Genomic DNA, 14,675 nt, shown 5'->3' on the forward strand with positions numbered 1-14,675 from the left:
CTAGGGCGAGTGAACGGTGTTTACAACCTGACGGAGTGGGTCTATGGCGGACATCACGCGCCGTGAACGACTGCGGGCCGAGACGGAACGCGAGATCCGGCAGCGCGCCCGCGCCCTGCTGATCGAGCACGGGCGAGAAGCGGTCACCCTGCGGGCGATCGCGCGGGAGCTGGGCATCACCGCGCCCGCGCTGTACCGCTACTACGACTCGCGCGAGCACCTGCTGCGTCAGGTCTGCGACGACATCTGCGCGGACATGGCCGAGGGACTGGCCAAGGACCTCAGCCAGCTTCCCGAGGAGGACACGCTGGGGCGGGTGTTCGCCGTCTGCCGGGGTTTCCGCCGCTGGGCACTGGCACATCCCGAGGAGTTCGCCCTGGTGTTCGCCTCACCCAAGCCGGCGCTGGGCTTCAACCCGTGCGACGCCGTGCCGCCCATCCGCGACCAGTTCGGCAACATCTTCATGACGGTGGCCGGTCGGGTGCTGAGCACGCACAAGCTGGCGACCCCGGCCGAGCAGGACGTGCCCAAGGAACTCCACGACGACCTGCTGGTCTTTCGCGACGCCCTGCTGGAGACGCTGGCCAGCAACGGCATCGCCGTGTCCACCGAGGTGCTGGACCTCGGGACCGTGTACTTCATGCTGCGCTTCTGGATCCGGCTCTACGGCCAGGTCGCGCTGGAGGTCTTCGGCCGCAGCCCGCTGACCACCGCGAGCCTGGAGCCGATGTTCGAGTTGATGCTGCGCGAACTGGCCACGGAGGTCGGCCTGCTCACCTGACGCCCGCCAGCCAGCACCGCCAACACCCCACCACAACACCGGCGGGGCGGCGGGGCGGCGGTTCGCCCACCTCACCCCAGCCCCCGCCCTCCCAGGGGGCGACCCCAGGTCCAGCCTACCGACACCAGCCCGCCAGAAGGGCGTCGCGGAAAAATCACCAGAACCTGTGGACAACTCGCCGCGGCTGTGGACAACTCGGGCGGCGCGCTACGCCATTCGAGTGGTCAGGTGAGACGCGACGGCCGATCTGGTGGCGGCCCGCGGGAACCGGCACCAGATCGGCCGCTGTTCAGCGCTCAGCCAGTGGTCAGACCACCACGTTGACCAGTCGACCGGGCACGGTGATGACCTTGCGCGGCTCCCGGCCCTCCAGCGCGGCCACGATCTTCTCGTCGGCCAGCGCGGCCTGCTTCACCTCGTCCACGGTGGCCGACGCCGGCACCACCACCCGGGACCGCACCTTGCCGTTCACCTGGATCGGGTACTCGACGGTGTCCTCCACCAGGTACTGCTCGTCCGGCACCGGGAACGGTCCGTGCGCCAGCGACTGCTCGTGGCCCAGCCTGCTCCACAGCTCCTCGGCCACGTGCGGGCACAGCGGGGCCAGCATCAGCACCATGCTCTCGGCCACCACCCGGGGGGTGCCACTTGCCGCGCCGTACGCCTTGGTGACGTGGTTGTTCAGCTCGATCAGCTTGGCCGCGGCCGTGTTGTAGCGCATGCCCGCGTAGTCCTCGCGCACCGCGGCGACGGTCTTGTGCAGCAGCCGCAGGGTGGGCACGTCCGGCTGCTCGTCAACCACCCGCAGCTCGCCGGTGCTCTCGTCGACCAGGTTGCGCCACAGCCGCTGCAGGAACCGGTGCGCGCCCACCACGTCCTTGGTCGCCCACGGCCGGGACACGTCCAGCGGGCCCATGGACATCTCGTACAGCCGCAGCGTGTCCGCGCCGTAGGTGTCGCACATCTCGTCCGGGGAGACGGAGTTCTTCAGGCTCTTGCCCATCTTCCCGTACTCGCGGTTGACCTCCTGGCCCTGCCAGAAGTACTTGCCGTCGCGCTCCTCGACTTCCTCGGCCGGCACGTACACGCCGCGCGCGTCGGTGTAGGCGTACGCCTCGATGTAGCCCTGGTTGAACAGCTTGCGGTAGGGCTCCTCCGAGCTGACGTGCCCCAGGTCGTACAGGACCTTGTGCCAGAACCGGGAGTACAGCAGGTGCAGCACCGCGTGCTCCACCCCACCCACGTACAGGTCCAGGCCGCCCGGGTCGTCCGGTCCGTGCGTCTCGGTGCGCGGACCCATCCAGTACCGCTCGTTGGCCGGGTCGCAGAACGCCTCGTCGTTGGTGGGGTCCACGTAGCGCAGCTGGTACCAGCACGAGCCGGCCCACTGCGGCATCACGTTGGCGTCGCGCCGGTAGACCTTGGGCCCGTCGCCCAGGTCCAGCTCGACGGTCATCCACTCCTCGGCCTTGGCCAGCGGCGGGGTCGGCTCGCTCGCCGCGTCGTTCGGGTCGAACGTCATCGGCGAGTAGTCGGCCACGTCGGGCAGTTCGACCGGCAGCTGGTCCTCGGGCAGCGCCACGGGCAGGCCGTCCTCGTCGTAGACGATGGGGAACGGCTCACCCCAGTAGCGCTGACGGGCGAACAGCCAGTCGCGCAGCTTGTACTGGACGGTGCCGGCGCCAGCGCCGTGCTCCTCCAGCCAGGCGATGATCGCCTTCTTGGCCTCGTCCACCCCGAGCCCGTCCAGGAAACCCGAGTTGATGGCCACGCCCTCACCGGTGTACGCCTTGCCGGCAAAGCCCTCGCTGGGCTGCACGGTGCGGATGACGGGCAGGCCGAAACGCTCGGCGAAGTCCCAGTCGCGCTGGTCCTGGCCGGGCACGGCCATGATCGCGCCGGTGCCGTAGCCCATCAGCACGTAGTCGGCGATGAACACCGGGATGGACGCGCCGTTGACCGGGTTGGTGGCGTGCACGCCCAGGAAGACGCCGGTCTTCTCCTTGTTCTCCTGCCGGTCCAGTTCGGACTTCTGCGAGGCGGCCAGCCGGTAGGCGGCCACGGCCTCGGCCGGGGTGCCGGCGCCACTGGTCCACCGCTGGTCAACGCCCTCGGGCCAGGCCTGGGCGGTCAACTGGTCGACCAGCGGGTGTTCCGGGGCCAGCACCAGGTAGGTCGCGCCGAACAGGGTGTCCGGCCGGGTGGTGAACACCTCGACGGTCTGGTCGGCCACCGGGAACCTGACGCGGGCCCCGTGCGAGCGGCCGATCCAGTTCCGCTGCATGGTCTTGATCTTCTCCGGCCAGTCCAGCCGGTCCAGGTCGTCCACCAGCCGGTCGGCGTAGGCGGTGATGCGCATCATCCACTGGCGCAGGTTGCGCCGGAACACCGGGAAGTTGCCGCGCTCACTGCGGCCGTCGGCGGTGACCTCCTCGTTGGCCAGCACCGTGCCCAGGCCGGGGCACCAGTTCACCGGCGACTCGGAGATGTACGCCAGGCGCTGCTGGTCGATGATGCGGCGCTGCTCGACCCGGGTCAGCTCGTGCCAGGGCCGGCCGTCCGGGGTGGCCCTGGTGCCCTGCGCGTACTCGGCCTCCAGGTCGGCAATCGGCCGGGCCTTGCGCTGGTCCACGTCGTACCAGGAGTTGAAGATCTGCAGGAAGATCCACTGGGTCCAGCGGTAGAACGACACGTCCGTGGTGGCCACGCGCCGCCGCTCGTCGTGGCCCAGGCCCAGCCGGCGGACCTGGGACAGGTAGCGGGAGATGTTCTCCTCGGTGGTCTTGCGCGGGTGCTGGCCGGTCTGCACGGCGTACTGCTCCGCGGGCAGCCCGAAGGCGTCGAAGCCCATGGTGTGCAGCACGTTGCGCCCGTTCATCCGGTGGTAGCGGGCGAACACGTCGGTGCCGATGTACCCCAGTGGGTGGCCGACGTGCAGGCCCGTGCCCGACGGGTACGGGAACATGTCCTGCACGAACAGCTTGTCCGCAGGCACCTCGCCAGCGGCGAGCGGGCCGACCGGGTTGGGGGCGTGGAAGGTGCCGTGTTCCTCCCAGTGCTCCTGCCAGCGCCGTTCAATCCGCCCTGCCAGCTCGCTGCCGTAGCGGTAGGCCGGCGTCGCGGCGTCGTCGGCGCTGGTGCTGGTCGCGCTCATCGGAGGTTCCTCCCCATCGGGCCCGTCCGGGTATCTCCTGCTAACAAGACGAAACCCCCCAGCCCTGTCGGGCATGAGGGGTTGCCGCGCCGACCTGACGTGGTGGTCAGCGCGGCCCGATAAGGAGCAGGCGGGCCGTACTCACAGCGCACAGGATAGCGCGTGGTCGGCCCGCCTCCCCAACCGTTGTGGTGAACGAGCCGGTCACCGGACGGCCAGGGCGACCAGTTTGCTGGCGTGGTCGGGGGCGAAGTCGTCGTCGCTGACCAGCAGCAGCACCCGCTCGCCCGAGGACAGCCTCGGTCCCCAGGTCATCCCCTCGAAGTTCTGCACCGGGTCCACGGCCCGGCCACCCTCGCACGGCCTGGCCTCAGCCTTGCCGGCCTGTTCAGCAGCGGCGGCGGTGGCGCGCACGTCGACCTCGGCGGTGGGCTCGGTCCGGGTCTCCACCCTGGTCCTGGCCACCGCGTCGGTCCCGGTCCGGTCCCGGTCGACGAGTTGGGCCATGGCCCGCTCCAGCGCCTGGCCGGCGGCGTGTTCGGCAGCGCGGGCCTCGGCCCGTTCCAGGGCTCGCCGCGCGACCCGGTCCGGGTTTTCGGTGCCGCACAGCGGCAGGTCGTCGAAGTCCAGCAGCAGCCGCTTGCGCACCGGCGTGACCTGGTTGCCGGTCATGCTGGGCAGGTCCTTGATGTTGGTCGCGCCCTCGGTGTCGATCAGGAACAGCCGCACCTTGTACCCGGACCCGGCGACGAAGGTGCGCTCCAGCACCAGGTGCTGGTTGGCGTTCACCGGCTCGGCGGCCAGGATCGCGGTCACCCCGGTGCTGGTGGCCGCCCGGCCGTCTGGTTCCGGCTCGGTGAACAGCGGTTCCTGTTGGTAGGGGTACTGCGCCAGGAGTTGCCCCGCCCTGGTCTGCACGGTGATCCGGGAGAGGGCGCCCTCCTGGGAACTGGCCGGTGGGCCGTCCTGGAGCAGCGGTCCTTCCAAGGCACTGACCAGCAGCGATCCCGCCTGGGCAAAGGTGATGGCCTCCACCGACTCGTTGTTCCTGGTGCCCTGGCCCGGCGTGGTCACACCGTAGTTGGCCGGCACCCGCAGCGCGCCCACGAACTCGCCGTCCGGTGCGGCCACCCGGATCGACGGCTCGGCGAGGGTGGTGTCACCGACCGGGTTGTCCGGCCGGTGGCCCTCCTGGCTCCACCAGTAGTGCCCGCTCCAGGGGTCGACGCGGATGTCCTCCGGGTCCACGGCACCCCCGTCCGGGTCGGAACTGGTCGGGTAGGTGCTGCCGTCCGCCCGGCGGAACGGGTGGCTGCCGGTGAACTCGATGCCGTGCAGGCCGGAGTCGTCCACGTTGATCCGCGCCTGGTAGAACCGGGCGGCCTGCCGGTCGGACCGGTCGTCGCTGATCAACACGTACTGGTCGGACTCGGCGTCGCGGTCGATGCCGGACAGTCCGCCCACGGTGGTGCCGGCAACGCTCAGCCCGGTGGGGATGACCGTCTCGCCGAGGAACCGCACCTGGCTGGCGATCTGTTCACCGGGGATGGTCCAGTCGGAGGCGGCAGCGGGCGCCGGCCGCCCCGGTCGGGTTGACTGCGCGGGCAGGGCCGGCTGACCGGGTGACGGCGACTGGTTGGCAGCGCCGGCGCGGGGCACGGGAGACGGGTTGGCCACCGGCGCCGTGGAGGGGTCGGCCGGCGCAGCTGGCTGCTGGGCCGTGCCGAGGGACTGCTGGGCCACGGCCGGGGTCGCCGCCAGCAGTGTGAGTAGGCCCGCGATCAGCAGACCACCCAGCACGCTCGAAGATCGACGTGTCATGCGGGTGAGCCTGCCCACTTCCGCCCGCGATCGGTGGGAGCCAAACGCCGCACGATCGGGTGGTTCTGCGGATTCTGGTCGGCGAACTGCCCGTTGGCATGGTGTGGGCCACACCTGACGGGGTGTCCGGAAAGGCTCGGTCGGCCGGTGCTTACCCTCGCTTCGTGAACCTCGCCGCTGATGCCGCTACGACCGCTGCCCCCTTCTGGGTGCGCCTGCTGCTGCTCATCGTGCTCGCACTGGCCGGGCTGGCGATCGGCACGGTTGGTTTCCTCGGTTGGCGCGGCGCGCTGCGCCGCAACCCGTTCGCCGGGGTGCGCACGAGGGCGACCATGCGCGACGACGAGACGTTCCGGCTGGCCAACCAGGTGGGCGGGCTGCCGATGCTGGTGGCCGGGCTGGTCGGCGTGGTCGGTGGGGTGGTCGCGTTCGGCATGCCCTCGGGCACCGGCACGGTGATCGCGGTGCTGATCGGCGTGGCGGGCATGATCGGCATGTCGCTGGCGGGTGGGCTGCTCGGGCACCGGGCGGCCGCGGCCATGCCCGAGCCGGCGGCCCCCAAGGGCTGCGGCGGCTGCGCCTGCGGTGGCGCCGGCGGGTGCAGTGCGCTGGCCGCGCTCAGCGGCGGCAACTGAGACGACCGGCCGGCGCGCGAACGCCCGCTGGTGCGGTTGAGCGCCGCCGGCCGGGGGCCACGCGCCCGCACCGCCGAGCGGCACGCACGCCCTGCCCGTCCGACCAACCCCTGACAGCCGGCCTCACGCAAGCCCGCGACGCACCAACGCCCTGTGGCGGGATGTCGCCGGCACCCGGACACCCCCGCCCTCCCAGGGGGGCGACCCCAGGTCCAGCCTATCCACGCACCCCCGCGCCGCCACCGGATTCGGGTCGGCCTGTGGACAGCCTGCCGGGCTGTGGACAACTCGCGACACGATCGGGTGATTCGTGCCGGTGATCAGCCGCAGCGTGGTATCCGGGGTCGCTAGTTGCGCGACACGTCGATCGGGTGGGTGGCCAGCAGCGCCAGTGGCATGCCCTGCCTGCGCAGCACCCGGCCCCACAGGTCCGCGTTGGCCGGGCTGGTCACGTCGTCCGGCAGGCCGGGCACCACGATCCAGTCGCCCCGGTCGATCTCCTCGCCCAGTTGGCCGCTGCCCCAGCCGGAGTAGCCGGCGAACACCCGCAGGCCGCGCATGCTCGGCGTCAACTGGTCCGGGTCGGCGTCCAGGTCGACCAGGGCGACCGGACCGTGCACCCCGACCACGCCGTCGAGCTTGTCGACGTCCTCACCGGGGCGCAGGGTCGCCAGGCACAGCGCGGTCTTGCGCTCGACCGGACCACCGATGTAGATGGCCTGCGGTCGCGTCACGTGCGGAGCCCATGCCGGCAGCACGTCGTGCACGGCCACCTCGCTCGGTCGGTTGAGCACCACTCCAAGCGTGCCCTCACCCCGGTGGTCGATGATGTAGACCACCGTGCGGCGAAAGTTGCTGTCGAGCAGGCCGGGCGCGGCCACCAGCAGGGTCCCGGGCTCGACATTGGCGTCGGGTCGCACGCCGGACATGATTTCATCCGGACGCCACACCGCCCGCAGCACAGGTGGACAGCTGGTGCCGGGCAACCGCGAAGCCGCGCTGAGGAACAATCCGCCGACCCGGCGCGTTGACCCTGGTGTCGGGTGCCATCGAGTCCCCCGGGCCCAACAGACAATCGCCTTCGCGGAATACCGTTCGGCTGGAGCCGCGTCGCGCAACACCGCCGAGAGGCGACCGGGCACCCGACACCCAGCCTTCTCGCCGGGCGGTGTGCTGCTGAACCGCCCGGCTCACGCCCACGCCACGACCGGCCTGGTCGGCCTCGACCGGCCACGCGGTGCTCGACGCGTCAGCGGGGCACCGGTAGCGGTGTCTTGATCACGCCGGTCTCGTGCGCGAACACCACGGCGTGCACCCGGTCGCGCAGGTTCAGTGTGCGCAGGATGGCCGCGACCTCGGTGGCCACGTTCTCCTGGCTCAACGACAGTACAAGTGCGATCTCGTGGTCGGCCAGGCCGCGCGCGACGTATCGCAACACCGCCCGCTGTCGTTCGGTCAGTGTGGACAGTCCGTTGTCCACCTGACGCCGCGGTGCCGAGAGACCCCAAGTCATGGCACTCACCCCCGCTGCTTTCGAGCCCGGTGCTCGAAGCGCACGGTCATCGTGCCGCGACGCACTGTCATCCCGCTAACGCGGCGCCGCCCCATACCCACCGAGGGTTACCGATGGGTTCAGCCAGGTGGCGTATTCAGTTCGGGCGGCGCACCGCATCGGGGCGCCCGCCGGCGAGCCCGCTCAGTCCCCTGGCGGGGTGATGCCCTGCTCGCGGGCCCAGCGCAGCAGCTCGGCCACGGCGTCGTCGTGGGGCAGCGGCCCCCGGTCCAGCCGGAGTTCCTTGAGGTGCTTCCACGCCTGGCCGACCATCGGCCCCGGGGGCAGTCCGAGCAGCCGCATGATCTCGTTTCCGTCCAGGTCGGGGCGTACCCGGCGGAGGTCCTCCTCCTCGGCGAGCCGGGCGATGCGCGCCTCCAGCTCGTCGTAGGTGCGCTGTAGCGCGGTGGCCTTGCGGCGGTTGCGGGTGGTGCAGTCGGCCCGCACCAGCTTGTGCAGCCGGGGCAGCAGCGGCCCCGCGTCGGTGACGTAGCGGCGCACGGCCGAGTCGGTCCACTCGCCCCGCCCGTACCCGTGGAAGCGCAAATGCAAATAGACCAACTGGGCGACGTCCTCAACAACCTCTTTGGAGTAACGCAAGGCGCGCAGCCGCTTGCGCACCAGCTTGGCGCCGACCACTTCGTGGTGGTGGAAGCTGACCCCGCCGCCCGGCTCGAACCGGCGGGTGGCCGGCTTGCCCACGTCGTGCAGGAGCGCGGCCAGCCGCAGCACCAGGTCGGGCTCGCCGTCCTCCAGGTCGATCGCCTGGTCCAGCACGACCAGTGAGTGGTGGTAGACGTCCTTGTGCTGGTGGTGCTCGTCGATCTCCAGGCGCATGGCCGGCACCTCGGGCAGCACGTGCTCGGCCAGGCCGGTGCGCACCAGCAGCTCGATGCCGGCCCTGGGCTGGGCGCCCAGCATCAGCTTGGACAGCTCGGCCTGCACCCGTTCCGGGGTGATCCTGGCCAGTTCGCCGGCCATCTCGGTGATCGCGGCCACCACCCGGGGCGCGGGCGTGAAGTCGAGCTGGCTGACGAACCGGGCCGCGCGCAGCATGCGCAGCGGGTCGTCGGCGAAGGACTCCTCGGGGGCGGCCGGGGTGTCCAGCACCCGGTCGACCAGGGCGCGCATGCCGTCGTGGGGGTCCACGAACTGCTGTTCGGCCAGGTCAACGGCCATGGCGTTGACGGTGAAGTCCCGGCGCAGCAGATCGCCCTCGATGGAGTCGCCGAAGCTCACCTCGGGGTTGCGGGTGACGCGGTCGTAGACCTCGGCGCGGAAGGTGGTGATCTCCAGGGTGGCGCCGGCCCGGCTGGCGCCCACGGTGCCGAAGGCGATGCCGGTGTCCCAGACCGCGTCGGCCCAGCCGCTCAGGATCTTCAGCACCTGGGGCGGGCGCGCGTCGGTGGTGAAGTCGAGGTCGTTGCCCAGCCGACCGAGCAGGGCGTCCCGCACGCTGCCGCCGACCAGGTACAGGCGGTGGCCGGCGCGGGCGAAGCGCCTGGCCAGTTCGTCGGCTACCGGAGAGACACGCAGGAGTTCCACCACGGCATTCTGCTGGGCGAGCTGTGTGGGGTCGGTGCGGGCGAGGAGTCGGGACACGAAGAGCCAGGGTATCTGGCCCCGAAGTGGTGACGCTGGGTATTCCACGTGCCACCGCCCGACACCGGCCAGCCGCACTACCATCGCTTACATGCCCTCGTCGTCCGGTCGTTCCGGTGGTTCCAAACCGGGCCGCCGGAGCAGACGCCGGGGCCGTCGGTTGAAGACCGTCGACGAGATCTCGGCCGGCGGCCTGGTCCTCGACGCCGAGCACGCCAAGGCCGCGGTGATCGGTCGGCTGGACCGCAAGGGCAGGCTGTTGTGGTCGCTGCCCAAGGGGCACATCGAGGCCGGGGAGACCGCCGAACAGACCGCGGTGCGCGAGGTGGCGGAGGAGACTGGCATCCACAGCACCGTGCTCAGCCCGCTGGGTTCCATCGACTACTGGTTCGTGGCCGAGGACCGGCGGGTGCACAAAACGGTCCATCACTTCCTACTGGAAGCATATGGCGGAGAACTTTCCGACGAGGACGTGGAGGTCACCGAGGTGGCGTGGGTGCCGCTTGGTGAGCTGGAGAAACTGCTCGCCTACGCCGACGAGCGACGGCTGGTCCGGCAGGCGGGGGAACTGCTGAACGGGCAGGCCAGCACGCGGACCAGCCAGGGTCCGACCAGCACCGGAGCTGGTGAACCGGGTGCTGGCCGGGGACGGGGCAACCGGGGCGCCGGCCGGCGCCGGGGCGGAGCGGAGTAGGCGTGAGAAGGCTGCTGTCCGCGATCGCGGCCGTGGCGATGGTCGGTGCCGTCAGTGCGCTGGGTGCGACCGCGCCCGCCCCCGCCGCCCAGGCCGACCCGCGCAACGGCATACCGCCGGACCAGCCGCCCAGCACGGCGCAGGCCGCGCCGCTGGACGCGGCGGCCGTGTCCGGGCTGGGGGCTGGCATGGGATCGGCGCTGGTCGCGGGCGGGGTGCCGGCCAGACCGGCGCGCGCCGACGTGCTCACCCAGGCTCAGCCCCAGGCCAAGGCACCCAGCCTGCTCCGCCTGGATGTGACACAACTCACACCCCGGGTGATCCGGGCGGGCACCGGCGACCAGATGCGGGTGGTCGGCCAGATCACCAACGTCGGCGACCGCCGGGTCAACGACATCAGCATGCGCGTGCAGCGGGGCAACGCCCTGACCAGCGAGGACGATCTGCGGGGCGCGATCGGCGAGCCGGCCCGCGCCGACCAGGTGCGGCCGGCGTTCCACGAGGTCGCGGACTTCCTCGACCCCGGGCAGAGCGCCCAGGTCGACCTCACCATCCCGCTGCGCGGCGCACCGCAGGACTCGCTGGCGATCACCCAGCCCGGGGTCTACCCGTTACTGCTCAACGTCAACGGCACGCCGGCCTACGGCAGCGCCGCCCGGCTGGCCGCGCTGAGCACCCTGCTGCCGGTGCTGTCGCTGCCCGGCGGGCAGAGCACCACCCGACCGGCCACGCCCCCCAGCATCACCCTGCTGTGGCCGCTGGCTGACCAGCCCCGACTGGTCAGCCAGGACGACGGCAGTGGCACGGCCCTGCTCAGCGACGACGAACTGGCCACCTCACTGGCGGCGGGCGGCCGGCTGCACGCGCTGCTGCAGGCCTACGGCAGGGCCAACGCCGGCCCGATGGGCGCGTCGGTGTGCCTGGCCGTCGACCCGGACCTGCTGCTCACCGTCGAGGCCATGACCAAGGGCTACCGCGTGCGGCGGGACGGCCAGACCGTGGCCGGCACCGGCCAGGAGGTCGCCCAGGCCTGGCTCGGCCAGTTGCAGCAGCTCACCGCACAGCACTGCGTGCTCCCCCTGCCGTACGCGGACGCCGACCTGGTGGCGCTGTCCCGGGTCGGGCTGACCGACCTGGCCGACACCGCCCTGACCGGCGGCGTGCTGCCCGACAACCTGCGTCCGGACCAGCCCCAGGCCAGGGCCAACGCCACCATCGTCAGCTCGCTGCTCGACTCCGCCCGGCCGCTGACCGGGGTGGTCTGGCCCAACGACGGCGCGCTGGACGAGAACACCCTCACCATGCTGGCCAACCACGGCACCAGGGCGGTGCTGACCAGGCCGGACTCCCTGGCCACGCCCGCCGCCTCCGGGTTGACCCCGCTGGCCACCTCGGGCGGCGCCGCCCCGGTCACCGCGGTGCGCATCGACCCGCTGATCTCGGACGCGCTGGCAGGCGGGGCCGTGCGGCGCGTCCCGGCCGGCACCGACGACCCGGCCGCGGACGTGGCCACCGTGTCGGTGCAGGACGCCCTGGCCGCGCTGATCTTCCGGGCCGCCTTCGCCGGCGGCACCGGCCAGCCCCTGGTGGTGGCGCCGCCGCTGCGCTGGACCGCGCCGCAGAGCGAGCTGACCACCTTCCTACAGGAGGTGGCCGGCCTCTACGACGAGCAGTTCGCCCGCCCCGCCGGCCTGGCCGACCTGGTCGCCGACGCCGCGTCCGGGCCGGCCAGCACGGTGTCCTACTCGGCGCGGGCGGCCAGCGCGGAGCTGCCCCGCTCGGTCACGGCCACGCTCACCGAGCAGGAGAACCGGGTGCGGGGACTGGCCGAGGCCATGTTCAAGGACGACAGCACCGACGTGCAGCCGGAGCAGCTGACCGGGCCGCTGCGCAACGGGCTGCTGCGCGCGGCGTCCGGGGCGTGGCGGGGCAACCAGCCGGCCGCGGAGGCGGCGCTGAACACCAGTTCCAGCCAGATCGGGGCCATCCAGGGCAGCATCACGATCACCTCGCCGACCACCCCGATCACCAGGGCGTCCGGGGACAGCCCGGTCCCGGTGTCGCTGACCAACAAGCTGCCGGTGCTGGTCAAGGTGCGGCTGGTGTTCGCCCACGTGCCCGGCATCCAGCCGCAGGACCTGCCCGAACAGCTGGTGCCGGCGGGCAGCAGCCGCAACGTGTTCGTGCCGCTGGAGGCCATGCGCTCCGGCCAGTTCAGCCTGAGCGTGCACCTCACCACGCCGGGCGGGGTGTCGCTGGGCCAGTACGCCCGGCTGGAGGTGACCTCGACCAACTACGGCACCATCACCCTGGTGGTCACGGGCACGGCCGCGGCGGCGCTGGTGCTGCTGCTGGCCCGACGCATCCGGCGGCGGGTGAAGGCAGAGCAGCCGGCCACCGCCGGCCCAGCCGCACCCACCGGTGACACCGCCCCCGTGGGCGCACCGCACGACACCACCCCGGGTGCCAGCGCCACGGCCAACGGCACCGACAGCATCACCACCCGCAGCACCGTGAGCACCGACCAGCAGCAGCCCACCCCCGAGCAGGACCAGCCGCGCGCCGAGCCGAGCGTGGCCGCCGACCAGCAGCCCGCACCGGCCGCCGGCCAGGAGAGAACGAGCCAGAGTTGACCAGACCCGAGACAACCACCGTGGTCGAGCAGGCCGTGCCGCCGAAGAAACCCGCCAAGGGCCCGTCACTGGCCAAGGCCAGCGGCTCCATGGCGATCGCGACGCTGGTCAGCCGGATCACCGGGCTGCTCGCCAAGATGATGATCGCGTGGGTGATCACGCTGGGCGGGATCAGCTCCGCCTACACCGTGGCCAACACCCTGCCGACCATGGTCAACGAGTTACTCCTCGGCGGGGTGCTGACCAGCATCGCCGTCCCGCTGCTGGTGCGCTCGCAGAAGGACGACCCGGACGGCGGCGAGTCCTACACCCAGTGGATGATCACCATGTCCACGGTGGTGCTGGTGATCGGCACGGTGCTCGCGGTGATCGCCGCGCCGCTGCTCACCTCGCTGCAGCTGGACGCGGACACCAAGGTCAGCCCGGAGCTGACCACCGCGTTCGCCTACCTGATCCTGCCCAGCATCCTGTTCTACGGGCTGTCCGCGCTGCTGGGCGCGGTGCTCAACGCCAGGCAGGTGTTCGGCGCCCCGCAGTGGGCACCGGTGCTCAACAACGTCGTGGTGATCCTGACGCTGCTGGTCTACACGGTGACGCCGGGCGAGATCAGCCTGGACCCGGTGCGCATGGGCGAGCCCAAGCTGCTGGTGCTGGGCATCGGCACCGCCCTGGGCATCGTGGTGCAGGCCGTGGTGATGCTGCCGCCGCTGCTGCGCACCGGGTTCCGGTTCCGCTGGCGCTGGGGCTGGGACCGCCGGCTGTCCGAGTTCGGCGGCATGGCCGTGTGGGTGCTGCTGTACGTGATCGTCGGCCAGGTCGGTGTGGTCATGGTGACCAACGTGGCCAGCCAGGGCAGCGAGAACACGATCATCACCTACAACTACGCGTGGCTGCTGCTGCAGGTGCCCTACGGCGTGCTGGGCGTGTCCCTGCTGACCGCGCTGCTGCCCCGGATGAGCCGGGCCTCGGCCGAGGGCAACACCGCCGAGGTGGTGGCCGACCTGTCGCTGGGCAACCGGATGTCCGCGGTGCTGCTGATGCCGGTCAGCGCGCTGATGACGGTGGCCGGTCCGGCGATCGCCATCGCGTTCTTCTCGCTGGGCAACAGCAGCGTGTCCGACGCCCAGCAGCTGGGCACCGCGCTGGGGCTGTCCGCGTTCGGGCTGGTGCCCTACGCCATGACCATGCTGCAGCTGCGGGTGTTCTACGCGATGAAGGACTCCCGCACGCCCACCATCATCAACGCGATGATGGTGGTGGTGAAGGTGGCGGCCAGCTACTTCTTCCTCGCCGTCTCCATCGACGAGCCGGAGAAGCTGGTGGTGGGGGTGGCCATCGCCAACTCGTTGAGCTTCGTGGCCGGCGCGGTGATCGGCCAGGTGTGGCTGCGGTTCCGGCTGGGCCGGCTGGGCACCGGGCGCACCCTGTGGACGCTGTCGCTGTCCATCGTCGCCTCGGTGATCGGCTGCCTGGTGGCCACCACGCTGTCCCGGCTGGCGGTGAACGCGTTCGCCGCGGACAGCCCGGTGGGTGCGGCGTGGATCCAGTTGGTCATCGACGGGGTGGTGGTGCTCGCGGTGAGCTTCGGCGCACTCGCTATGTTCCGTGCACCCGAGTTGCGTCCAGCGGTGAACAAGATCTCCGGGCTGTTGCGCCGCCGCTGACTCATCCCACCGTCAGTGGTTGGTTTCACGTACCCTCGTCCCGGAGCAATCCGTCGTGCGAGATGGGCCGGCGAACCGGACCTCGGGGGGAGAGCGCGGGGACGGGAGTGTGCGCGTGACAAGTAGGCCGACGGAGTAC

10 protein-coding genes are annotated in these 14,675 nt (G+C 71.5%); 5 read left to right on the top strand and 5 right to left on the bottom strand.

From position 1 onward, the window contains the following. Window positions 1-43 precede the first annotated feature (43 nt). Window positions 44-781 carry a TetR/AcrR family transcriptional regulator gene (locus tag LX83_RS29490; RefSeq protein WP_253777248.1) on the top strand — a complete coding sequence of 246 codons (738 nt, stop codon included), beginning with the start codon at window positions 44-46 and terminating at the stop codon, window positions 779-781. A 307-nt stretch (window positions 782-1,088) separates the two neighbouring features. Here the strand turns inward: LX83_RS29490 and leuS are convergent, their stop codons facing one another. Continuing rightward, window positions 1,089-3,935: a leucine--tRNA ligase gene (gene leuS / locus LX83_RS29495; RefSeq protein WP_253777251.1), complete on the bottom strand. Its 2,847-nt coding sequence runs from the start codon at window positions 3,933-3,935 to the stop codon at window positions 1,089-1,091. 204 nt (window positions 3,936-4,139) lie between these two features. Further along, the gene (locus LX83_RS29500; RefSeq protein ID WP_253777253.1) at window positions 4,140-5,756 is read right to left on the bottom strand and encodes an esterase-like activity of phytase family protein; all 1,617 of its coding nucleotides are present in this window, start codon (window positions 5,754-5,756) and stop codon (window positions 4,140-4,142) included. A 164-nt stretch (window positions 5,757-5,920) separates the two neighbouring features. Between LX83_RS29500 and LX83_RS29505 the strand changes: the two genes are divergently transcribed. Continuing rightward, on the top strand, window positions 5,921-6,391 hold the full coding sequence (locus LX83_RS29505) for an SdpI family protein (protein ID WP_253777255.1): 471 nt from the start codon (window positions 5,921-5,923) through the stop codon (window positions 6,389-6,391). 347 nt (window positions 6,392-6,738) lie between these two features. Here the strand turns inward: LX83_RS29505 and LX83_RS29510 are convergent, their stop codons facing one another. From LX83_RS29510 to LX83_RS29520, 3 genes are all read right to left on the bottom strand, one after another. After that, window positions 6,739-7,320, bottom strand: a complete 582-nt coding sequence (locus tag LX83_RS29510) for a YqgE/AlgH family protein (protein WP_253777257.1) — start codon at window positions 7,318-7,320, stop codon at window positions 6,739-6,741. 320 nt (window positions 7,321-7,640) lie between these two features. Further along, window positions 7,641-7,904 (bottom strand): response regulator transcription factor, encoded by a 264-nt coding sequence (locus LX83_RS29515; protein ID WP_253777258.1) that lies wholly within the window; start codon window positions 7,902-7,904, stop codon window positions 7,641-7,643. Window positions 7,905-8,087: 183 nt separating this feature from the next. Next, window positions 8,088-9,545: a CCA tRNA nucleotidyltransferase gene (locus LX83_RS29520; protein ID WP_253777260.1), complete on the bottom strand. Its 1,458-nt coding sequence runs from the start codon at window positions 9,543-9,545 to the stop codon at window positions 8,088-8,090. A gap of 91 nt (window positions 9,546-9,636) precedes the next feature. Between LX83_RS29520 and LX83_RS29525 the strand changes: the two genes are divergently transcribed. The 3 genes from LX83_RS29525 to murJ are packed head-to-tail and all read left to right on the top strand — an operon-like array spanning window position 9,637 to window position 14,536. Then, window positions 9,637-10,239 (top strand): NUDIX hydrolase, encoded by a 603-nt coding sequence (locus LX83_RS29525; protein ID WP_253777262.1) that lies wholly within the window; start codon window positions 9,637-9,639, stop codon window positions 10,237-10,239. Window positions 10,240-10,241: 2 nt separating this feature from the next. Continuing rightward, window positions 10,242-12,872, top strand: a complete 2,631-nt coding sequence (locus LX83_RS29530; protein ID WP_253777264.1) for a DUF6049 family protein — start codon at window positions 10,242-10,244, stop codon at window positions 12,870-12,872. Then, the gene (murJ, locus tag LX83_RS29535; RefSeq protein WP_253777266.1) at window positions 12,869-14,536 is read left to right on the top strand and encodes a murein biosynthesis integral membrane protein MurJ; all 1,668 of its coding nucleotides are present in this window, start codon (window positions 12,869-12,871) and stop codon (window positions 14,534-14,536) included. Before LX83_RS29530 ends, murJ begins: the two co-directional genes overlap by 4 nt. Window positions 14,537-14,675: the final 139 nt, after the last annotated feature.

The organism is Goodfellowiella coeruleoviolacea, assembly GCF_024171785.1.
In the GTDB taxonomy this organism is placed as follows: domain Bacteria; phylum Actinomycetota; class Actinomycetes; order Mycobacteriales; family Pseudonocardiaceae; genus Goodfellowiella; species Goodfellowiella coeruleoviolacea.